Origin of the sequence: Pantoea sp. EKM103V, from assembly GCF_011800365.1 — a bacterium.
In the GTDB taxonomy this organism is placed as follows: Bacteria; Pseudomonadota; Gammaproteobacteria; order Enterobacterales; family Enterobacteriaceae; genus Pantoea; species Pantoea anthophila.
The window spans coordinates 1,074,972-1,093,571 of record NZ_JAALFQ010000001.1; the positions used below are offsets into that span (position 1 = coordinate 1,074,972).

Annotated in this window: 22 protein-coding genes; 14 read left to right on the forward strand and 8 right to left on the reverse strand. The window is 58.5% G+C overall.

Features of this window, described 5'->3' with window-relative positions; genetic code table 11:
- Nucleotide 1 precedes the first annotated feature (1 nt).
- The 8 genes from HFD97_RS05220 to HFD97_RS05255 all read left to right on the forward strand — a co-directional run bounded on the left by HFD97_RS05220 (nucleotide 2) and on the right by HFD97_RS05255 (nucleotide 5,348).
- Complete coding sequence (locus HFD97_RS05220) at nucleotides 2-316, forward strand: PTS sugar transporter subunit IIB (protein WP_009090254.1); 315 nt, start codon at nucleotides 2-4, stop codon at nucleotides 314-316.
- Nucleotides 309-1,676: a PTS sugar transporter subunit IIC gene (locus HFD97_RS05225; RefSeq protein ID WP_009090252.1), complete on the forward strand. Its 1,368-nt coding sequence runs from the start codon at nucleotides 309-311 to the stop codon at nucleotides 1,674-1,676. Before HFD97_RS05220 ends, HFD97_RS05225 begins: the two co-directional genes overlap by 8 nt.
- Complete coding sequence (locus HFD97_RS05230) at nucleotides 1,663-2,505, forward strand: class II fructose-bisphosphate aldolase (protein ID WP_167430852.1); 843 nt, start codon at nucleotides 1,663-1,665, stop codon at nucleotides 2,503-2,505. The genes HFD97_RS05225 and HFD97_RS05230 overlap by 14 nt, the downstream gene beginning before the upstream one ends.
- Nucleotides 2,506-2,591: 86 nt before the next feature.
- Complete coding sequence (locus HFD97_RS05235; protein WP_009090249.1) at nucleotides 2,592-2,861, forward strand: hypothetical protein; 270 nt, start codon at nucleotides 2,592-2,594, stop codon at nucleotides 2,859-2,861.
- 9 nt (nucleotides 2,862-2,870) lie between these two features.
- Nucleotides 2,871-3,308 (forward strand): PTS sugar transporter subunit IIA, encoded by a 438-nt coding sequence (locus HFD97_RS05240; RefSeq protein ID WP_046101806.1) that lies wholly within the window; start codon nucleotides 2,871-2,873, stop codon nucleotides 3,306-3,308.
- Nucleotides 3,305-3,928 (forward strand): ATP-binding protein, encoded by a 624-nt coding sequence (locus HFD97_RS05245; RefSeq protein WP_167430851.1) that lies wholly within the window; start codon nucleotides 3,305-3,307, stop codon nucleotides 3,926-3,928. The genes HFD97_RS05240 and HFD97_RS05245 overlap by 4 nt, the downstream gene beginning before the upstream one ends.
- A complete protein-coding gene (locus HFD97_RS05250) occupies nucleotides 3,897-4,337 on the forward strand; it encodes a thiol-disulfide oxidoreductase DCC family protein (protein ID WP_046101808.1) in 441 nt (146 codons plus the stop codon). The genes HFD97_RS05245 and HFD97_RS05250 overlap by 32 nt, the downstream gene beginning before the upstream one ends.
- Before the next feature lie 111 nt (nucleotides 4,338-4,448).
- A complete protein-coding gene (locus HFD97_RS05255; RefSeq protein WP_009090241.1) occupies nucleotides 4,449-5,348 on the forward strand; it encodes a LysR family transcriptional regulator in 900 nt (299 codons plus the stop codon).
- Here the strand turns inward: HFD97_RS05255 and HFD97_RS05260 are convergent.
- The 6 genes from HFD97_RS05260 to HFD97_RS05285 all read right to left on the reverse strand — a co-directional run bounded on the left by HFD97_RS05260 (nucleotide 5,323) and on the right by HFD97_RS05285 (nucleotide 9,686).
- A complete protein-coding gene (locus HFD97_RS05260; protein ID WP_111208436.1) occupies nucleotides 5,323-6,117 on the reverse strand; it encodes a substrate-binding domain-containing protein in 795 nt (264 codons plus the stop codon). The genes HFD97_RS05255 and HFD97_RS05260 overlap by 26 nt on opposite strands.
- Nucleotides 6,118-6,127: 10 nt before the next feature.
- Nucleotides 6,128-7,435, reverse strand: coding sequence for an MFS transporter (locus HFD97_RS05265; RefSeq protein ID WP_276047101.1), 1,308 nt, complete (start codon nucleotides 7,433-7,435; stop codon nucleotides 6,128-6,130).
- A 323-nt stretch (nucleotides 7,436-7,758) separates the two neighbouring features.
- Complete coding sequence (locus HFD97_RS05270; protein WP_167430850.1) at nucleotides 7,759-8,469, reverse strand: helix-turn-helix transcriptional regulator; 711 nt, start codon at nucleotides 8,467-8,469, stop codon at nucleotides 7,759-7,761.
- Nucleotides 8,447-8,857, reverse strand: a complete 411-nt coding sequence (locus HFD97_RS05275; protein ID WP_009090237.1) for an amino acid-binding protein — start codon at nucleotides 8,855-8,857, stop codon at nucleotides 8,447-8,449. Before HFD97_RS05275 ends, HFD97_RS05270 begins: the two co-directional genes overlap by 23 nt.
- 1 nt (nucleotide 8,858) lies before the next feature.
- Nucleotides 8,859-9,173, reverse strand: coding sequence for an antibiotic biosynthesis monooxygenase (locus HFD97_RS05280; RefSeq protein ID WP_167430849.1), 315 nt, complete (start codon nucleotides 9,171-9,173; stop codon nucleotides 8,859-8,861).
- Between the two features lie 273 nt (nucleotides 9,174-9,446).
- Nucleotides 9,447-9,686 carry a hypothetical protein gene (locus HFD97_RS05285; RefSeq protein WP_009090235.1) on the reverse strand — a complete coding sequence of 80 codons (240 nt, stop codon included), beginning with the start codon at nucleotides 9,684-9,686 and terminating at the stop codon, nucleotides 9,447-9,449.
- Nucleotides 9,687-10,006: 320 nt separating this feature from the next.
- On the opposite strand from HFD97_RS05285, the gene HFD97_RS05290 reads away from it, so the two are divergent.
- From HFD97_RS05290 to HFD97_RS05305, 4 genes are all read left to right on the forward strand, one after another.
- A complete protein-coding gene (locus HFD97_RS05290; RefSeq protein ID WP_167430848.1) occupies nucleotides 10,007-11,122 on the forward strand; it encodes an ABC transporter substrate-binding protein in 1,116 nt (371 codons plus the stop codon).
- 162 nt (nucleotides 11,123-11,284) lie between these two features.
- Nucleotides 11,285-11,692, forward strand: a complete 408-nt coding sequence (locus tag HFD97_RS05295; RefSeq protein WP_009090233.1) for a DUF2231 domain-containing protein — start codon at nucleotides 11,285-11,287, stop codon at nucleotides 11,690-11,692.
- A 12-nt stretch (nucleotides 11,693-11,704) separates the two neighbouring features.
- A complete protein-coding gene (locus tag HFD97_RS05300; protein ID WP_167430847.1) occupies nucleotides 11,705-13,006 on the forward strand; it encodes a sorbosone dehydrogenase family protein in 1,302 nt (433 codons plus the stop codon).
- Nucleotides 13,007-13,636: 630 nt separating this feature from the next.
- Complete coding sequence (locus HFD97_RS05305; RefSeq protein WP_167430846.1) at nucleotides 13,637-14,269, forward strand: DapH/DapD/GlmU-related protein; 633 nt, start codon at nucleotides 13,637-13,639, stop codon at nucleotides 14,267-14,269.
- On the opposite strand, the gene HFD97_RS05310 is transcribed toward HFD97_RS05305, so the two are convergent.
- Both HFD97_RS05310 and HFD97_RS05315 read right to left on the reverse strand, forming a co-directional pair.
- Complete coding sequence (locus tag HFD97_RS05310; protein ID WP_058958221.1) at nucleotides 14,270-15,154, reverse strand: EamA family transporter; 885 nt, start codon at nucleotides 15,152-15,154, stop codon at nucleotides 14,270-14,272.
- Nucleotides 15,151-16,284, reverse strand: a complete 1,134-nt coding sequence (locus tag HFD97_RS05315; protein ID WP_244319731.1) for an MFS transporter — start codon at nucleotides 16,282-16,284, stop codon at nucleotides 15,151-15,153. The genes HFD97_RS05310 and HFD97_RS05315 overlap by 4 nt, the downstream gene beginning before the upstream one ends.
- Nucleotides 16,285-16,490: 206 nt before the next feature.
- Between HFD97_RS05315 and HFD97_RS05320 the strand changes: the two genes are divergently transcribed.
- Nucleotides 16,491-16,946: a helix-turn-helix domain-containing protein gene (locus HFD97_RS05320; RefSeq protein ID WP_058958220.1), complete on the forward strand. Its 456-nt coding sequence runs from the start codon at nucleotides 16,491-16,493 to the stop codon at nucleotides 16,944-16,946.
- A gap of 169 nt (nucleotides 16,947-17,115) precedes the next feature.
- Nucleotides 17,116-18,531: a cytosine permease gene (locus HFD97_RS05325; RefSeq protein WP_167430844.1), complete on the forward strand. Its 1,416-nt coding sequence runs from the start codon at nucleotides 17,116-17,118 to the stop codon at nucleotides 18,529-18,531.
- Nucleotides 18,532-18,600: the final 69 nt, after the last annotated feature.

The following is an 18,600-nucleotide window of genomic DNA, read 5'->3' on the forward strand; positions in this document are numbered from 1 at the left end:
CATGCTGAAAATATTATGTGTCTGTGGTTGTGGATTAGGCTCCAGTTTTGCCATTGAGATGAGCGCAAAGGCCGTTTTAAAAAAACTGGAAATTGAAGCCGATATCGATCACACCACCATTTCAGAAGCGAATGCGTTTAAGTCAGATATGATCCTGACGCAAAAAGCCTTTGCCGATGTATTAAATGCGGATGCCACGCCAGAGCAGATTAAACGGGTCATTATTCTTAACCGGCTCACCGATAAAGCGGAAATAGAGCAGAAGATCCTGGCCTTTTTAAAAGAACGCAACCTGAAGGTCGCCGCCCATGAATAGTGTGATTGATTTTCTGGTCAAAGATCTGCTGGGACAGGCATCGATTCTGATCGCCTTTATTGCCCTTATCGGTCTGCTGCTGCAAAAAAAATCGGCAGGGAAGGTGATGGAAGGCACCTTTAAAACCCTGCTCGGATTTTTAATTATGATGGCGGGTATCAATATTATTGTCGGCACGCTGACCTTCCTGAATACCATCTTTACCCACGGCTTCGGCATGCGCGGCTATATCACCGATGTGGCCGCCATTGCCGGGCTGGCAAACCGTGAGCTGGGGTCAGAAGTGGCGCTGACGCTGCTGGCGATCTTTATCGTCAACATCATCATCGCGCGCCTGACGCCCTTTAAGTACATCTTCCTGACGGGACAGGCGCTGCTCTGGATGGCGACGATCGGCGCCGTCATCGGTTACAAAGCGGGACTGACCGGCCTGCCGCTGATCCTGACCGGCGGCATCTTCGGCGGCATCATGGCGGTCATCATGCCTGCGCTGGCGCAGCCGGTAGTGCGGCGCATTACCGAGTCGGATGATGTCGCGCTGGGTCACTTCTGCACCATTGGCTATCTGGTCACGGCTGCGGTCGCCAGAGTGGTCGGCAAAGGCTCCCGCTCAACCGAAGATCTGAAGCTGCCGGATAACTTTAAGTTTCTGCAGGACACCTATCTGTCGATGGCGCTGGTGATGGTGCCGATGTATCTGATCCCCGCCCTGGCCGCCGGTCCGGCCTTCATCGCTCAGTACAGCAACGGCATGAACTACCTGATGTACGCCTTTATGCAGTCGATTCAGTTTGTTGCCGGGGTGTTTGTGCTCTACAGCGGCGTTCGCCTGCTGCTAAACGAGCTGGTGCCTGCGTTCCGCGGTATCGCCATGCGGGTGGTGCCGGATGCGAAACCGGCGCTGGACTGTCCGGTGATGTTTCCTTACGCCCCCAATGCGGTGATTGTCGGCTTCCTCGCCACCACGCTCGGCTCCATCGTCGGCATGCTTCTCTTCCCGATGATGGGTCTGGCGATGATCCTGCCGGGTCTGCTGACCAACTTCTTTGCCGGGGGCACCGCCGGGGTCTTTGGTAACGCCATGGGCGGGCGGCGCGGCGCGATGATCGGCGGCTTTGTTCACGGCCTCTTTATCACGTTCCTGCCCGCCATCCTGGTGCCGATGCTGGAAAGCTACGGCTTTACTGGCGTGACCTTCAGCGATTCCGACGTCATCAGTACCGGACTGGTACTCGGCCACGCTTTCCAGAACAACTGGCTGTTTGTCGCCCTGTTTATTGCCTTTGTTACCGCGCTTGCCTGGTTTGTTAATGGCAAATCCACCCGACCTCACGAGGAAAAAATCCATGAAACTTTATAATTTCGCCGACCTGCTTCAGCTGGCTAAACAGCGTGACTTTAAAGCGGTGGGATCTTTTAATCTGCACTGTCTGGAGATGCTGCCCGCCTATTTTAGAGCGGCAGAGAAAACCAGCAGCCCGTTGATGATCCAGATCTCCACCGGTACGGCGAAATATCTCGGCCATAAGCTGCTGGTCGACGCCATTAAATCGCTGTCAGAGAGCACCGGCGTGCCGACGTGTCTGCATCTCGATCACTGCTCGGATCTGACGGCTATTCAGACGGCGATCGACGCCGGCTTCAGCTCTGTCATGTATGACGGCTCTCATCTGCCGATTGAGGAGAATATTGCCAACACCCGTCGGGTGATCGATATGGCGCGACCGCACAACGTCTCGGTCGAGGCGGAGCTGGGGGCGATTGGCGGCTCGGAGGATGGCAAAAGCCTGGAGATGGAGGCGATTGCCTTTACGCCGGTGGAGGATGCGCGTCGCTTCGTGGAGGAAACCGGCGTCGATATGCTGGCGATCTCCATCGGCACCGTGCACGGGCTCTACACCGGCAAGGCGCACATTCAGCATCAGCGTCTGGCCGATATTACGGCGGCCACCCGCACGCCGCTGGTTCTGCACGGCGGCACCGGCGTCAGCGACGAAGATATGCGGCTGGCGGTGAGCAGCGGGATTGAAAAGGTCAACGTCGGAACGGAAATGAACGTTCAGTGGGTGGCACAGTGCAAATCAACCTTTGAAAAAGGAAAGGTCAATGACAGCGTGCGTAATTTCCTGGTGCCGGCAAATGACGCGGTGACCAATGTGCTGGTGGAGAAGATGCAGTTATTCCGCTGAACGCCGGATCGGTTATCAGTCAGTCGTAACGTTTTTATTTTCATGCCTTAACTGAACCCCTGAAATAATCCGGGGCAGGAGAGCCTATGTTTGGATTTCTGAAAAAGTCACCAGCGGGCGAACCGGTCAGCCCGCAGCAGCAGGACCATCTGGCGGAACTCAGCCGCGGAAAAATAACGCAGCTGGAGCAGCAGCTGGCTATTAATCCGCGCGATGGCGCAACGCAGAAAGAATTAATGCTGGAATATAACCGGGCGTTAAGCTTATTTGCGAAAAGCCCTCGCTACCGCAATGAAATCGATGCGCTGTTTGTCAAAATAGATGAATTGCGCAATGTGGTTCGCCAGTCGATCTGAGGAGAGCGGATGACCATTAAGCAGTTATTACAGGAGGCCGACGCCATTCAGACCGGCATTGACGCCACGGACTGGCGTCAGGTTATCGCCCTGGCCGCGGCTCCGCTGGTCAGCGGCGGCTATCTTCACGCCTCCTATCCGGAGGCGGTGATTGCCAATACGCTGACGCATGGCGCGTATTATGTCTTTGAGGAGGGCATTGCCATTCCTCATGCGCGACCGGAAGCCGGGGTGATCCGCGACTGTTTCAGTCTGATCCTGCTGAAGGAACCGATCTCCTTTGCGGGCAGCGATAAGGCGGACATTGTGATCATGTTTGGTGCGCGCGACAGTAACGCGCACATCGAAGAGGGGATCCGGGCCATTGTGTCGCTGCTGGAGGATGAGGAGACGCTGGTCAGGTTACGTCAGGCCAGCAGCGCAGCGGAGGTCATCGATATCTTATGACGCTGACAAATACGGTAAAACGGGTGGTGCTGGTGAACGGCATCCCGGCGTCTGGTAAAAGTACCCTGACGCAGGCGCTCTCTCACCATTTTGGCTGGCCGGTGCTGACGCTCGACGCGCTCAAAGAGCCGTTTATGCGTTGCTTTACCCCGGTCGACCGCGCGCGAAACCGGCAGCTGGGCTGCGCGGCCTACCAGGCGATCTGGAACATCGTTGGTCAGGCACCGGCCAGTCAGATCTGGCTGATCGACGCCTGGTTCGGGTTTCAGCCGCGTGCGCTGCTGGAGCAGGGGCTGAAACAGGCCGGCGTGGAGGAGGCGCTTGAGCTGTGGCTGAAGATCGATCCGGAAGTGGCGGTGGCGCGCTATCAGGCACGGCTGTCGCAGCGGCTGCCGGGACATCCCGGCGCCGAGTATCTGCCGGAGCTGCGCCAGCTGGCGCGTCAGGCCAGGCCGATGGCGCTGGGGCCGGTCTGTGAGACTGACGCCTGCGCCCGGGACGACACGGCCGTTATTCACTGGCTGCAACATCAGATGACCAGAACCCGCTACACTTCAGCTCATCATGAGCGACGTGAGGAGCGGCAGGATGACATCACCCCCCTATCTGCAAACCGGTGAAAGTGCCGTGCTCTATGACGGCGTCTGTAAGCTGTGTAACGGCTGGGTTCAGTTTCTGCTGCGCCACCGGCTGGCGCGGCAGGTTCGTTTTGCCTCGGTGCAGAGCGAGCAGGGCAAGGCGCTGCTGCGCTGGGCCGGACTGCCGGAAGAGAAGATCAGCACCATTGTCTACATTAAAGGTGACCAGCACTGGCTGCGGGCGCAGGCGGTATTCCGCGTTATGCAGCATCTCCCTCTGCCGTGGCGCGGGCTGGCGGTGCTGCGTCACTTCCCCGACACCCTCAGTAACTTTGCCTATGACCGCATCGCGTTAAACCGCTACAGGCTGTTTGGCCGTTACAGCAGCCAGCATGCGATTGTCCCCGATTATCCCGGACGTTTTCTGCATCAGGTTGATGCCCCGCGCTGAAGTGTGAAAGGCGGCTGTGGGCGGCACTGAGATCAATGATATCCTTGGGGTTATTGTTGCTGCCCATGACCATAGCACGCCTGTGCTGCCAGACAACGGATAGAGGGATGCATGCCGGTTAACTTCGATCTCAACGATCTCTACGCGTTTCGCGCGCTGGTGGAGTTTGGTAACTTTCGCTTGGCGGCGGAATCGATCTGTCTCTCCCAGTCGGCGCTGAGCCGCCGGATCGATAAACTGGAAACCACACTGGGGATCAAACTGTTTGAGCGCACCACGCGCCGCGTAACGCTGACGCTGAAAGGGCACGCGTTTGCGCAGCGCTCAGACAAGCTGCTGACAGACTTCGAAGAGGTGATGGCCGATCTCAGTGAGGTCAGCCTGGCCCGCACCGGGCTGATTACGGTCGCCTGCGTGCCGTCAGCGGCCTACTACTTCATGCCCAATATCATCCGGCTGTTTCAGGTGCGCTACCCCAGAGTGCGGGTGAAACTGATCGACAGCAGTGCGGCCAATGTGTATGACGCGGTGATTGGCGGGCAGGCGGATTTCGGCATCAGCTTCTCCAGCCGTTCGCAGCCGGATGTCCATTTTCAGCCGCTGAGGGAGGACCCTTACGTGGCGGCCTGTCGGCGCGATCATCCGATTGCCGGAAAAAAGAGTCTGAGCTGGCAGGCGTTTTATCAGTATGAGTGGATCGGGCTGGATAAGACCTCCGGTAATCGCAATCTGCTGGATCAGGCATTGCAGGCGATCGTGCCGGAGAAGCCCTGTGTCTGCGAAACCCGGCACGTCACGACCATGCTGGGAATGGTTGAGGCGGGGCTCGGCATTGCTGCCGTCCCCGCCATGTCGATGCCGGGTTACGATCACGCCCTGCTGACGGGCGTGCCGTTAACCGACCCGGAGGTGAAACGCACCATCGGTCTGCTGCGCAAAAATGGCCGGATGCTGTCGCATATCGCGGGCGAACTGGAAAACCTGATTACTGAACAGTATCAGCTTCTCTGACCGGTTTTGAGGCCGTCACGCTGTGCAGTCCGCTGGCCAGCACGGCCTTCTGGTTTTCCGGCGACGCGAGCCAGTGCAGCAGCTTACTCGCCTCATCCGGCTGCCCGGAGGTGCGCACCACGGCACCGGCAAAGCGGGTGGTGTATTGCAGCTTCGCCGGCAGCTCCCCAATAAAGGTGACGCCTGGCACGGGCAGCAACTCACTCACCTGCTGAAACCCGATACTGTATTTCCCGGCCGCCACCTCTGACGCCACCGGAATGCGCTCAACCTTCACGGCTTTATTCCGGACCTGATCCTCAATACCCAGCCGGCTGAAAAGCTGGCTGCTGACATATTTGCCGCTGGCGCTGTCGGAATAGGCGATGGAACCGGCCTTCAGCAGGGTGGCGCGGAGTTCACTTTCGCTGCCGATCTTAACCGGCGTCGCCCCCTGTCTGATGACCGCGCCGATGCGCGAGTCGGCGAGTTCTACCCGGGAACCCGGCAGCGTCTCACCCTTTTTCTCCAGTCCGGTCAGCGCGTCGCCGACCATAATCACCACATCGGCTGGTTCACCGCGCGCCAGTCGCGCCGGGATCGCCTGTGGGGTCTTGCCCATCGACGGACCGGCAACCGTATGGAGGGTGATCCCTTCCTGCCGGGCGAAACGGGGCGAGAGGGTATCCCAGGCCGCTTTAAACCCGCCGGAGATCATCACCGTCAGTTCTTTGGCCTGCGCACCGGCACTGCCCAGCAACAGGGGGATTAACAGTAAAGCAGATTTCATTCTCAGTTCCTCAGCTAAAGGTCTTACCGGCGTGGGATAACGCACGGCTGGTACGGCGATAGAGGTAGAGGGTGGCCAGCAGGGCGCAGACAGCCGCAAAGCTCATCCAGTAGCCGGGCGACGCTTTATCGCCGGTCAGCTCAATCAGGCCGGTGGACATCACCGGGGTAAAGCCGCCGAACAGGGCAGTCGCCAGGCTGTAGGCCAGTGAAAAGCCCGCGACGCGCACTTCAGCCGGCATGATTTCGGTCAGGGCCGGGATCATCGCACCGTTGTAGAGACCGTAGATCATCGAAAGCCACAGCAGCACGCCCAGCATCATTGAGAAGCCGGGGGCCGCCGCCAGCAGGCTCAGCGCCGGATAGCTGGTCGCCATCGCCAGCAGGGTCATCGCCACCAGGATCGGCTTACGGCCAAAGCGGTCGGAGAGCGCGCCGCCGATCGGCAACCAGATAAAGTTCGATACCGCCACCAGTAACGTCACCAGCAGGCTGTCAGAGGCGCTGAGCAGCAGCACTTTCTTGCCAAAGGTCGGGGCGTAAACCGTGATCAGGTAAAACGCGGTGGTGGTCATCGCGACCATCAGCATGCCGGCAATCACGACCTGCCAGTTGGCGAGCAGAATACGGAACACCTGCTTCACTTCGGGATGGCTGCGACGATTGTTGAACTCCTGCGTCTCTTCCAGCTTGCGGCGCAGCACGAAAATAAACGGCACGATCAGACAGCCAAACAGGAAGGGAATACGCCAGCCCCACTCGCGGATTTCACTTTCTGCCAGTACGGCGTTGAGGATAAAGCCCATCGCGGCAGCGACCATAATGGCTACCTGCTGGCTGCCTGACTGCCAGCTGGTGTAGAATCCTTTGCGGCCCGGCGTGGCGATCTCGGCCAGATAGACCGACACACCACCCAGCTCCGCACCGGCCGAGAAACCCTGCAACAGGCGGCCGATCAGCACCAGCAGCGGCGCCCACAGGCCAATGCTCTGGTAGGAGGGGATCAGTACGATCAGAAAGGTGCCCGCCGCCATAATCGAGAGCGTGACGATCAGTCCCTTACGACGGCCGACCTTATCGATGTAGGCTCCCAGCACGACCGCGCCGATAGGGCGCATCAGGAAGCCAGCCCCAAAGACGGCAAAGGTCATCATCAGGGAGGCGAACTCACTGCTGGCCGGAAAGAAAGTGTGAGCGATATAGGTGGCATAGAAACCGAACAGGAAGAAATCGAACTGTTCGAGGAAGTTGCCAGAGGTCACACGGAAAATTGCGCCAATCCTGGCGCGGTGAGTCATGGGTGAGGTGGTCTGCATCAGAAGCTCCAGTAAGGTATGACGCTTTTTGCCGCGCCTGTGACTGAAGAGTGGATCAGCGCCCGGCGCTAAATAAGTGCAAAATGAGAATCAATTGATGTGTCAGCCGCATGATTGCCCGGCGTTATCAATTTAAAGGCTTACGATTCAGAAGGTTGGACAGCCGCGCGTTTTCACTGCTTCTGTTACCGGTGCTGACGTGAGTTTGCGGAAATGTGACAGGATTCATAGGCGTGTTACAGGTCGTGGTGGGGATTCATCAGCTTTAAGCGCCGCCAGAAAAGAATCTGGCGGCAGAGGGGGAAAGCGTGGGTCTGTCTCCTGAGTTAACGCGGGGTGACACCGAAAATCTGTTGCAGATGGCGGAGACCCGCCACGGTGAAAGCCACTTCCCGATAGCCTGCCTGCCGGGTCAGCCAGCCCTGCTGTTCAAAGCCGGTCAGCAGCGCGGCGCCCGCGTAGCCCCCGAGATGAAACTGCCGCTCACTCCAGTCCAGGCAGCCACAGCACGCTTTGCGCCGTCCGGGTTGTGACAGGTCGATCTGCAATGCCAGAAACTGCTGTCTGCCGTGAAGCGTGACCGCGCTGCCTTCGGGCGTGATCCAGCCCTGATGCACCAGTGAGGCATAGATCTGCACCGCAATTTCACCTGCCAGATGGTCATAACAGGTGCGGGCGGTGCGAAGCGCGCGTGGCGCTGTGCTCTCAGGGGCGGCAATCCGTTGCCACGACACGCCCATCATGTTCTCAATCAGCGTGGCGATATCACTGCCATTCAGCCGGTAATAACGGTGACGGCCCTGCGCCAGGCACACGATCAGCCCGCTATTCATCAGCCGGGTCAGATGTGCGCTGGCGGTGGAGGGCGCGACATCCGTGACGGCACTGAGCTCCGTGGCCGTCCATGCGCGTCCATCCATCAGCGCTGACAGCATCCTGATCCGCGAGGGATCGGCCATCGCGGCGGCGACACCGGCAATGGTGTTTTCCAGCGCGTCACTGTCGTCGGGGGCATTATGGGGTTGCGGTGTTGCCATCGGAGGATACGGCCCATTCTGTAGTCAGCCCGGCGGCTGAGAGGTTGTTGTCGGTGATCAGGATTAGCCGGTTGGCGTGGTCACTGTACTGCACCAGGATATTTATCCCTGCTGCGGCCAGGCGTGTGGTAATGGCACCCAGTTCGCCGGGACGCTGCTGAGGGAGCCGGCGGATGAGTGGAACATGGACGGCTTCAACCGCGATTCCTTCCGCTTCCAGCACCCTTCGGGCCCGTTCACCCTCTGCCACCAGAAAATGGGCGTGGCTCAGTGTCCCGGAAGAGAACATGCCACCGCCTTCCAGTCCTATTCCCTGATCGCCCAGCAGCGTGGTAAGCCGGGAGAGCGTGCCCGGGCTATTTTGCAGGATCACATGAATGTCGAACATATTACATTTCTCCCGGGTTAAACGCATACTCTCTGACGAGGGTGACGATGCGCAGATGATAAGCAGCAAAAAGCGTCTCATGGCCTTCGCGCTGGGCAGCCTGATGGCACAGATTACGCTTCCAGGCCCTGATCGACTCTTCATCGCGCCACCAGGAGAGTGAAAGGATTTTTTTCTCATCGGTCAGGCTCTGAAAACGCTCCAGAGAGATAAATCCCTCGTTTTCCATCAGCAGCGGTTTAAGGTCCGCCGCCAGCTGCCTGTAACGCATCTGGTGTTCCGGCAGGGCTTCAGCTTCAAATAGTACGGCAATCATTGCGCTTCTCCTTAGGGTTGATAGCCGGAAAATAGCGGGCGGGAGACGTTAATGCTTCGGCCTGAAACGAAATAAGCGCGGCTGCTCTGGTCGCGGACAGATGTGACAGACGCACGCATCCGGCATATCCGGCTAATGCAGAAAAGGGTCTGGCTGAATGAGATCGAGGTTTACAGGCGGGGAGAAGGCAGAGCGAACTGCGCCTGAACCCGGAGAGGAGTCAGGCGAGAAGGAGAGAGAGGAACACGGAGCGGGAACAAAAACGGGCAGACATCATTTCCGCGCCATCAGCATGGTCAGCAGTTCACGGCAGCACGCTTCTTCTTCGGCACTGTCTGCGGAGGCGAGATAGCGCAGCAGTTCCATGCAGCTTTTCTCCTTGCCCGCTTCCAGTAACTCCTCGATCAGGAAATTAAGTTTGTCCTGTTCAGAGGCAGCAAAAGAGGAGCTGAACCCGGTTTGGGTCGGGAGAGTGGGATTGACCGGCAGGGTCAGGGTGTTTTGCATCGGCATATTATTGTCCTGTTTCGGGTTAAAAAATGCACTGGTGTTGCTATTAAACTTATACAGCGATCCTTATTTTGTACAGAAATAGGGTGGATTGATTTTTAACCCGGGCCTAAGCGCAGCGCGGGATGCAGAGGAAATCCCGGCTAATCATTCAGTTATCCGACAACCCTTTTCAGAAAATTTTTTCTCTGTTCCGACCTGAATTCACCTCACACGACGGCAAAAAACTTTTCATTCACGCTCTTCCCCTGATCGCTGATTTAAGTGATAGTAACGCCGCTTTACATTAATAATTCTCATTATCATCTGTGTGGGTTTTTACAATGAAAAAATGGTTTTTCGCGCTGGGGTTGCTCACGCTGTCAGGAATGGCGTCGGCCAAAATGATTACCGATGTCGCAGGCCGTCAGGTTGAGGTGCCGCAGGAGGCGAAGCGCATCATTCTGGGTGAGGGGCGTCAGATCTATCTGCTGGCAGCCTTTGACACCGACGCGCCCTTTAAGCGGGTCATCGGCTGGCGGGACGATCTCCACAAGGCAGACTGGGACGGCTATCAGGCTTATGAGAAACGCTATCCGCAAATCAGGAAACTGCCGACCTTCGGCGGGGCGAAAGATGGTACCTTTAACATTGAGCAGGCGTTAACCCTGAAGCCCGATCTGGTGCTGATGAATCTGGAGTCGAAAGCGGCCACGGATGAAGGCAAGCTGACAGAAAAACTGCAGGCGGTCGGTGTGCCGGTGGTGTTTATCGATTTCCGTGAAGCGCCGATGGTGAACGCGGAGAAAAGTATCCGCATCATGGGCGAACTGGTGAACAAACCGGCGCGGGCGCAGGAGATCATCCGGTTCCGTCAGCAGCAGATTGAGCGGGTCACCTCGCGGCTGAAGAACTTTACCGGCTATCGCCCGAAAGTGATGATCGACCGAGCCGGTGGCTACAGCGATGAGTGCTGCATGTCGTTTGGTAATGAGAACTTCGGTCAGATGGTGGAGATAGCGGGCGGACGTAATATTGCCAGAGATCTTATCCCTGGCACCTTCGGCACCGTGAACCCGGAGCAGATCATCGCCAGTCAGCCCGATGTGGTGGTGGTCACCGGGGCCAACTGGAAGAACTACAATACCGTGGGCAAATGGGTCGGCGTCGGGCCGGGCGCCAATGTGACCGAGGCGACGGCGCGTCTGAAGGCGCTGATGATGCGCGATGCGTTTAAAACCCTGCCGGTGGCGCACAATGGCAACGTCCACGCGATCTGGCATCAGTTCTACGACAGTCCTTATCAGTTTGTGGCTATCCAGGCGCTGGCGAAGTGGCTGCATCCCGATCTCTTTGCCGATCTCGATCCCGACGCAACGTTCCGCGAATTTCATCAGAAGTTCCTGCCGCTGCCTTACCAGCCAGGCTACTGGGTGACGCTGCCCGCAGATAAACCCTGACTGACCGGCGATGACAGGGATGTCATCGCCAGCATTACACTTCCCGCCGAATAAACCCGCTCTTTCCCTTCAGATTTACTAACCTTTTACAGGCGCGGCCTCGTTTGCTCTGAGCAGCATGACGTGTCGTCGTCCGCATTCACGCTAAAAATGGAGAGAAACATGCGCAATACCTCGGGAAGATCGGCCTTTGCCGTGACGCTGTACGCTCTGCTGGAGCCGGTGCCGCTGGGCTTTTTTGTTGCGGCCTGGCTGTTCGACATTTTCTACAGTCAGACCTTTGTGCAGTTCTGGACTGACGCCGCAGGCTGGCTGATTGCGCTGGGACTGATTCTGGCCATTGTGCCGCGACTCATCGCGCTGGTTTATCTGTTTCGCGGCAGTGACAGTGCGGAGAAGAGCCATTTCTGGCTCTGGCTGGTGGCGGTTGTGATCGCTGTCGTTAATGCGTTTATTCACAGCCGTGATGCCGCCGCGGTGATCCCGCTGGGCGTGACGCTTTCGACGCTGGTGGTGGCGCTGCTGCTGCTGGCGAATGTGCAACTTGCGTTACGTCAGCGTAGCGCTTAAGGAGGAGCCACCATGAAGATACCGCATAAAACGCTGCTCGCGCTGACCCTGACAGCCCTGCTGGCAGGCTGTGATGATGGCGCACAAATCGACCCCCAGAAGCAGACCGGTCCGAATCCTGAACTGCCAAAGGCGAAGAGTTTCTTTATGCCGCCGATGCAGGTGCCGGAAGGCACGCCCTGGAAGGCGGGTGAGATGCCCAAAGTGGCTGACGGGCTGAAGATTGAAAAGATTGCTGACAATCTGCAGCATCCGCGCCAGGTCTATGTCCTGCCGAACGACGACGTGCTGGTGGCGGAATCAAACGGCCCGGCCAAACCGACGACCCGGCCGAAGCAGCTCATCATGGGCATCGTACAGAAAGCCTCAGGTAAGGGCGGTGCAGGCGGCAACCGGATTACGCTGCTGCGCAAGGTGAACGGCAAATGGGAGCAGCACCGCTTTATTGAGAATCTGCATTCCCCGTTTGGCATGCAGCTGATTGGCAACACGCTCTATGTCGCCAATGCGGACAGCCTGGTGAAGTTCCCGTATCGCGAAGGGGAAACCGAGATTCGCACCGCGCCGGAAGAGGTGACTGAACTGCCGGGCGGCCCGATTAACCACCACTGGACCAAGGCGCTGCTGGCCAGCCCCGATGGCAGCAAGCTCTATGTCGGGGTCGGTTCCAACAGTAACGTCACCGAGAACGGCATTGGCGCAGAGTATCGCCGTGCCGCGGTGCTGGAAGTGGATGCCGCCACCGGGGCCAGCCGCATCTTTGCCAGCGGGCTGCGCAATCCAACCGGCTTACAGTGGGAACCTCAGAGCGGCAAACTCTGGGCTATCGTCAATGAGCGTGATGAAATCGGCTCGGACCTGGTGCCCGACTACATGACCTCGGTGCAGGACAAAGGGTTCTACGGCTGGCCCTACAGCTACTTCGGTCAGCATGTTGATACCCGCGCCGAACCGCAGCGTCCCGATCTGGTGGCGAAGGCGATCAAACCCGATTACGCCCTGAGCTCACATGTCGCTCCGCTGGGTCTGCTCTTCTATGGCGCAGATAACATGCCGCAGTATCGTGGCGGTGCCTTTATCAGTGAACACGGCAGCTGGAACCGGACACCGCTGAATGGCTACAAAGTGGTGTGGGTGAAATTTGAGAACGGCAAACCGGTGGGGCAGCCGCAGACGGTGGTCTCGGGCTTCCTGACGGATGATCAAAAGCAGGTGCGGGGATTGCCGGTGGGTCTCGCCAGCGACAGAGAGGGGGGTGTGCTGATTGCGGATGACGCAGGGAACACCATCTGGCGGGTCAGCGCCGCCAGGTAACCCGGACGGGTCCGTTTTCACTGCCGGAAAGCAGGCATAAAAAAAGGATTTGGCATCGCGCCAAATCCTTTATTTTTTTGTTCGCTACCCGGCTGGTAACCGTGCTGCGAACGGGGTGCTCAGCACTCTCCACAGAACAGATTGTAAAATGTGCGGCTAAGGATTTCAAGTTTCGCCAAAATACTGTATGTTTATACATGTGTTGAGTGTTGAGCCTCGCCTCATTGTCGACTGGCCGCTCCCAGGGGCACGGTTTTAAAATCCCGGCAGGTATCAGGTGGTGCTGGCCTGTGGCTTTAACCTTGAGTGCCGCTCAGCCCTCTCCACAAAGATGTGCTTAGGCGCCCGGCGGGTAGAGTCAAAGCCCTGGTTGCCGAACAGCGCGCTCCTGTAAAAGGAGAAGGAAAGTGATGGAACTGACTAAGCTGATTCTGGATCTCATCCGGGTCATCTTGCAGATCATCGTTGCCCTTATGCAACTGACCGGTCACGCAGGTTAACCGGAACTTGAAACAAGGCGGAGCTAACCACTCCGCCTTTTTTCTTTGTCAATTCTCTGTCATGCGCAGCGGGTAAGGTGGGGCGACAAAAGCACGCCAGCGGGGCGTGGCTTACCTGACCGGAACGATTATGTCTCTTGCCGCCGTTATGCCTGCCCGGCTTACGCACACCTGGATCGACGACAGTGTGCGGATACGGGAAACCACCGTGGGACAGCAGTGTGAAATTCTGGCGCACAGCCTGCTGGAATACAGCGAGCTGGGTGACTTCTCCTATGTTGGCGAACACTGCTGCCTGGCGGATACCCGCGTGGGCCGCTTCTGCGCCATCGCGAATCAGGTGCGCATCGGCGCGCCGAATCATCCGATGGATCGCGCCTCACAGCACCGCTTTACCTACTGCCCAGAGTATTATCACGCCAGCGCCCGCCGCGATCAGGGCTTCTTTGCCGCCCGCCGGGCCGACCGGGTGGTGATAGGCAATGACGTCTGGATCGGGCATGGGGTGATTGTGCTGCCCGGCGTGACCGTCGGTGATGGTGCGGTGCTGGCGGCGGGCGCGGTGGTGACCAGAGATGTCGCCCCCTACAGCGTGGTGGGGGGCGTGCCGGCGCGTCCGCTGCGGATGCGCTTTACCCCTGCGATTGCCGCCCGCCTGCAGCGCATAGCCTGGTGGAACTGGCCGCTGGAGAAACTGCTGGCGAACCTGCCTGACTTTCAGCACGGCGATATCGACGCGTTCTGCCAGCGGCACGGAGAGTAGTCAGCCGCTTCGCACGCCGATCAGGCGCGCGACACGCGCGCCATAAAGCCCGACGGCCAGCCCGGCGACAATCAGCAGCAGCGCGACAATCTTCTGCGCGGAGACCGTCTCACCAAATATTGCCACGGAACCCAGAATACCGAACACCGGCACCAGCAGGGAGAGCGGCGCAACGGTAGAGACCGGATAGTGCTTGAGCAGCCAGTTCCACACCCAGTAGCCGAACAGGGTATTGGGATAGACCTGGAATAGAATCGACAGCAGCGCCCGCGTGTCCAGATGGCTGAACAGTGCCTGATAGCCGCGGGTGCCGTTAACCAGGCCGTCGAGCAGAAACAGCGGCACGGGCGCGAAGGCGCTCGACCAGACCAGAAAGGCGAAGACCTGTTTTGTCCCCGCTCTCTTATTAATGATGTTGGCAACACTCCAGGCCAGCGCACCCGCCAGCACCAGCAGCATACCGGAAAAAGTCACTGACCCGTCGGTGATGAAAAAGATGCTGAGTAACCCTGCACAGGCCAGCAGACAACCGGCAATCTGATAGCGACTGAGCCGCTCGCGGAATACCCAGCCGCCGAGCAGCAGCGTGAAAAAGGCGCTGAACTGCAACAGCAGCGAGGCGATGCCCGCTGACAGCCCGGTCTTAATCCCCAGATTGACCACGCCCCACAGGCCGATCCCGAAAATCAGGCCATAGCTGATGAGATAGCGCCACGGCACATCCGGTCTCCGGATAAAGAACAGGGCAGGCAGGGCGCAGAGCGTAAAGCGGATGCCAGCCAGGATAAAGGGATCGATCGCGTGCAGCCCCAGTTTGATGACGGAAAAGTTAATGCCCCAGATGGCGGTGATCAGCACGGCGAGCAGCAGATGCGGGAGTTTCATGCGTGACGTGCTCCATACCAGCAGAGAAAGGCAGAGGCGCTGACTGCACCCCCCGCATAGCAGACGGCCTGCCATCCCCAGTGGGCGTAAAGCTGCGTGGCGGCAATCGCCCCCAGCGCACTGCCCAGCGAGTAAAAGCACATATAGGCACCGACCAGACGACTTGCGGCTTCGGGCCGGGCCGCGACGATCAGGCTCTGGTTTATCACATGCACCGTCTGTACGGCGAAGTCGAGCAGGATCACGCCAGCAATCAGGAACAGCAGGGAGCTCTGAAGCGCGGCTATCGGCAGCCAGGAGAGGGTCAGCAGCGCCAGGGCGAAGCCGGTCGCAGGCGGCCCCCATCCCCGGTCAGCCCATGCGCCCGCTCTGGACGCCGCCAGCGCACCGGCCAGACCCGCCAGTCCGAACATGCCGGTGGCGGTATGAGAGAGGGAAAGCTCCGTCAGCGGCAGCACCATCGAAGACCAGAGCATACTGAAGGCGGCAAAAATCAGCAGCGCCAGCAGACCGCGCCTGCATAACAGCGGTTCCGTGAGGAGCAGCCGGAAAACCGACAGAAACCGCTGAGCAGAGGATGTGCGCTGCGGCGGGCGGGGTGTGGCCGGCAACGCTTTTGCCAGCACAAAGCTGAGCAGCAGGAGCAGCCCGGCCGCCGTCAGATAAACCGCCCGCCAGCCCGCCATGTCAGCAATCATCCCGGCAACCAGCCGCGCGAGCAGGATGCCGATCACAATACCGCTGGTGACACTGCCCACCACCTGTCCGCGCTGCGCTGGCGAGGCGAGCAGGGCGGCCCACGCCACCATGACCTGCGTAACCACCGCCATTAATCCCACCAGCAGCATCGCCCAGAGCAGCGTCATCAGGTCGGGTGCACAGGCCGCACCAGTTAACGCCAGCACGGAAAGCAGCAGCTGCGTGAGCACCATTTTTTTGCGGTTCACGAAGTCGCCCAGCGGCACCATAAAAATCAGCCCGAGGGCGTAGCCCGCCTGCGTGACCGTTACCACCGCACCCGTCGTGCCGGGGGAAACCTGCAGGCTGTCGGCTATCGATTCCAGCAGCGGCTGAGCGGAATAGACATTGGCGACGGCCAGAGCCGAGGTGAGGGAGAACAAAAAGATCATCCGTTGCGGGAGCGGCGGCGTCGCAGCGGCAGGCAAATCTGTCACCGTTGCAGAAACCCTGTCAGTCGAAGAAGTCATACCCTTGCCCTTGTGGTTTTTATTTGAAACCAGTGTGGCAGCATAATTATCAGCAGTGGTTTTTTTTTGCAACTTCTTTTCCGGATGACTAAGCTGGCATGATGGAATGAACAGAGTGAGAGATGAGAATGGCTAAACAGGACGCCCTGAGGACCAGCGAGTGTCCGGTCGCCAGAACGCTGGAGTCGATTGGGGAACGCTGGTGCATGATGATCGTGCGCGAAGCCTTTGATGATGTGCGCAGATTTGGCGACTTCCAGCGCAACCTGGGGCTGGCAAAGAATATCCTGGCGTCACGGCTGAAGCAGCTGGTGGAGATAGGGGTATTTGAGGTTGTGCCAGCCTCTGATGGCAGCGCGTACCGGGAGTATATCCTGACCGAGCGCGGCCGCGCGTTGTTTCCGGTCGTGGTGGCGATGCGCCAGTGGGGGGAGCGTTATCTGTTTGAGAAGGGCGAAACGCACTCGGTGCTGCTGGATAATGCGCAAGGGAAACCGCTGCCGCGTCTGGAGGTTTACTCCTCGCAGGGGCAGAAGCTGGAACCTGCCGACTGCCATCGTCAGCGGGTCATCGCGGAAGGATAATCGACCTGGCGGACCTGTCGTTATCATCACATTTTCGAATGACAGGTTGCCTTGTAACTTTCCGGTGCGCATGACACCATCGATACATGTATAGACATGTATCTTCAACCGTCTTACTGACTGATCCCTTTTTACTCAACGCATCTCTCACTGTTCCAGCGAGGACTCTATGTCGGTCAAACCCTCTGTATCAGACTATCCAGGCGCAGAGAAACCGCGCCTGTCGGAAACCCGCTCGATTGATTACATTCCCTTGCAGGAGCGTCACGGTCATCCCTTCAGCCAGTTCACGCTCTGGTTTGGCGGCAATCTGCAGATTACGGCGATCGTGACGGGTGCGCTGGCTGTCGTACTGGGTGGCGATGTGGTGTGGTCGCTGGCCGGTTTACTGGTGGGTCAGATCCTGGGGGCGGGGATCATGGCCCTGCATGCGATTCAGGGACCGCGCCTGGGCTTACCGCAGATGATTACCAGCCGTATGCAGTTTGGCGTCTTTGGTGCCGTGATCCCGCTGGTGCTGGTCTGTATTATGTATGTGGGCTTTTCAGCCAGCGGGACGGTATTAGCGGGACAGGCGCTGGCCAGACTGATTCACGTCAGCAACGCCACCGGCATGGTGGTGTTCAGCGTCCTGATTGTGGTCATTGCGGTACTGGGTTATCGCGTCATCCATCAGCTGGGAAAACTGGCGAGCGTGATTGGCGTGGCAGCCTTTGCCTATCTCTTCATTACCCTGTTTACCACCCATGATTTATCGGCGGTGTGGCAGAACCGGCACTTTACCCCGGCAAATTTTCTGCTGGCGGTTTCTCTCTCTTCCTCCTGGCAAATCGCGTTCTGTCCCTACGTCTCCGACTATTCCCGCTATCTGCCCGCGCAGGTTTCCGCGAAGAAACTCTTCAGTGCCGTCTTTTTTGGCACCGTGCTGGGCACCCAGGCGTCTATGACGCTGGGCGTAATCGTGGCCGCGATTGCCGGCAGCGCCTTTTCAGGCAATGAGGTCGGCTACATTGTGAGTCTGGGCAGCACGGCCACGATGGCGATGGTGATCTATTTCGCGATCTGCTTTGGCAAGATTACCTTTACCACGCTGAATGCCTACGGCAGTTTCATGTCCCTGACTACCATTGTCTCTGGCTTTCGGCAGCAAACGACGCTGAGCCAGGGCGGGCGCATTCTGTTTGTGGTGCTGATGGTCACGCTGGCCTGCGTCATCGCTCTGCTCAGTGAACCGGCCTTTCTGAAATCCTTTACCCACTTCCTGCTCTTTCTGCTGGCGTTCTTTGTGCCCTGGAGCGCCATCAGCCTGACGGATTTCTACCTCGTTACCAAAGGCCGCGTCGATATCCCGGCACTTTCCCGGCCCGAGGGACGCTATGGTCGCTGGAACCTCACCGGCATCGTGGTCTACTTTCTGGGCGTGGCGGTGCAGCTGCCGTTTATTGACAACCCTTTGCATCATGGCTCACTGACCTGGATTTTTGCCGGCAATGATGTCTCCTGGATCATCGGCTGGTGTGTCACCGCACTGCTATGGCTCGTCGCCAGCCGCTGGGATCGCCGTGGCACGCCCTCTGCGGGATAAAAAAAGCCGCCCTGAGGGGCGGCTTTTTTGACTGTCATGCTGAGAGGGTGCGGGTGCGCCCCAGCGGCT

Excerpts from the sequence above, each read along its gene's own strand:
- HFD97_RS05295 (WP_009090233.1), top strand. The coding sequence starts at position 11,285 with ATGCGCAATACCTCGGGAAGATCGGCCTTTGCCGTGACGCTGTACGCT.
- HFD97_RS05290 (WP_167430848.1), top strand. The coding sequence starts at position 10,007 with ATGAAAAAATGGTTTTTCGCGCTGGGGTTGCTCACGCTGTCAGGAATG.
- HFD97_RS05275 (WP_009090237.1), bottom strand. The coding sequence starts at position 8,857 with ATGTTCGACATTCATGTGATCCTGCAAAATAGCCCGGGCACGCTCTCC.
- HFD97_RS05320 (WP_058958220.1), top strand. The coding sequence starts at position 16,491 with ATGGCTAAACAGGACGCCCTGAGGACCAGCGAGTGTCCGGTCGCCAGA.
- HFD97_RS05245 (WP_167430851.1), top strand. The coding sequence starts at position 3,305 with ATGACGCTGACAAATACGGTAAAACGGGTGGTGCTGGTGAACGGCATC.
- HFD97_RS05310 (WP_058958221.1), bottom strand. The coding sequence starts at position 15,154 with ATGAAACTCCCGCATCTGCTGCTCGCCGTGCTGATCACCGCCATCTGG.
- HFD97_RS05260 (WP_111208436.1), bottom strand. The coding sequence starts at position 6,117 with ATGAAATCTGCTTTACTGTTAATCCCCCTGTTGCTGGGCAGTGCCGGT.
- HFD97_RS05250 (WP_046101808.1), top strand. The coding sequence starts at position 3,897 with ATGACATCACCCCCCTATCTGCAAACCGGTGAAAGTGCCGTGCTCTAT.
- HFD97_RS05315 (WP_244319731.1), bottom strand. The coding sequence starts at position 16,284 with ATGATCTTTTTGTTCTCCCTCACCTCGGCTCTGGCCGTCGCCAATGTC.
- HFD97_RS05305 (WP_167430846.1), top strand. The coding sequence starts at position 13,637 with ATGTCTCTTGCCGCCGTTATGCCTGCCCGGCTTACGCACACCTGGATC.
- HFD97_RS05235 (WP_009090249.1), top strand. The coding sequence starts at position 2,592 with ATGTTTGGATTTCTGAAAAAGTCACCAGCGGGCGAACCGGTCAGCCCG.
- HFD97_RS05280 (WP_167430849.1), bottom strand. The coding sequence starts at position 9,173 with ATGATTGCCGTACTATTTGAAGCTGAAGCCCTGCCGGAACACCAGATG.
- HFD97_RS05225 (WP_009090252.1), top strand. The coding sequence starts at position 309 with ATGAATAGTGTGATTGATTTTCTGGTCAAAGATCTGCTGGGACAGGCA.
- HFD97_RS05220 (WP_009090254.1), top strand. The coding sequence starts at position 2 with ATGCTGAAAATATTATGTGTCTGTGGTTGTGGATTAGGCTCCAGTTTT.
- HFD97_RS05285 (WP_009090235.1), bottom strand. The coding sequence starts at position 9,686 with ATGCCGATGCAAAACACCCTGACCCTGCCGGTCAATCCCACTCTCCCG.
- HFD97_RS05255 (WP_009090241.1), top strand. The coding sequence starts at position 4,449 with ATGCCGGTTAACTTCGATCTCAACGATCTCTACGCGTTTCGCGCGCTG.
- HFD97_RS05230 (WP_167430852.1), top strand. The coding sequence starts at position 1,663 with ATGAAACTTTATAATTTCGCCGACCTGCTTCAGCTGGCTAAACAGCGT.
- HFD97_RS05325 (WP_167430844.1), top strand. The coding sequence starts at position 17,116 with ATGTCGGTCAAACCCTCTGTATCAGACTATCCAGGCGCAGAGAAACCG.
- HFD97_RS05240 (WP_046101806.1), top strand. The coding sequence starts at position 2,871 with ATGACCATTAAGCAGTTATTACAGGAGGCCGACGCCATTCAGACCGGC.
- HFD97_RS05270 (WP_167430850.1), bottom strand. The coding sequence starts at position 8,469 with ATGGCAACACCGCAACCCCATAATGCCCCCGACGACAGTGACGCGCTG.
- HFD97_RS05300 (WP_167430847.1), top strand. The coding sequence starts at position 11,705 with ATGAAGATACCGCATAAAACGCTGCTCGCGCTGACCCTGACAGCCCTG.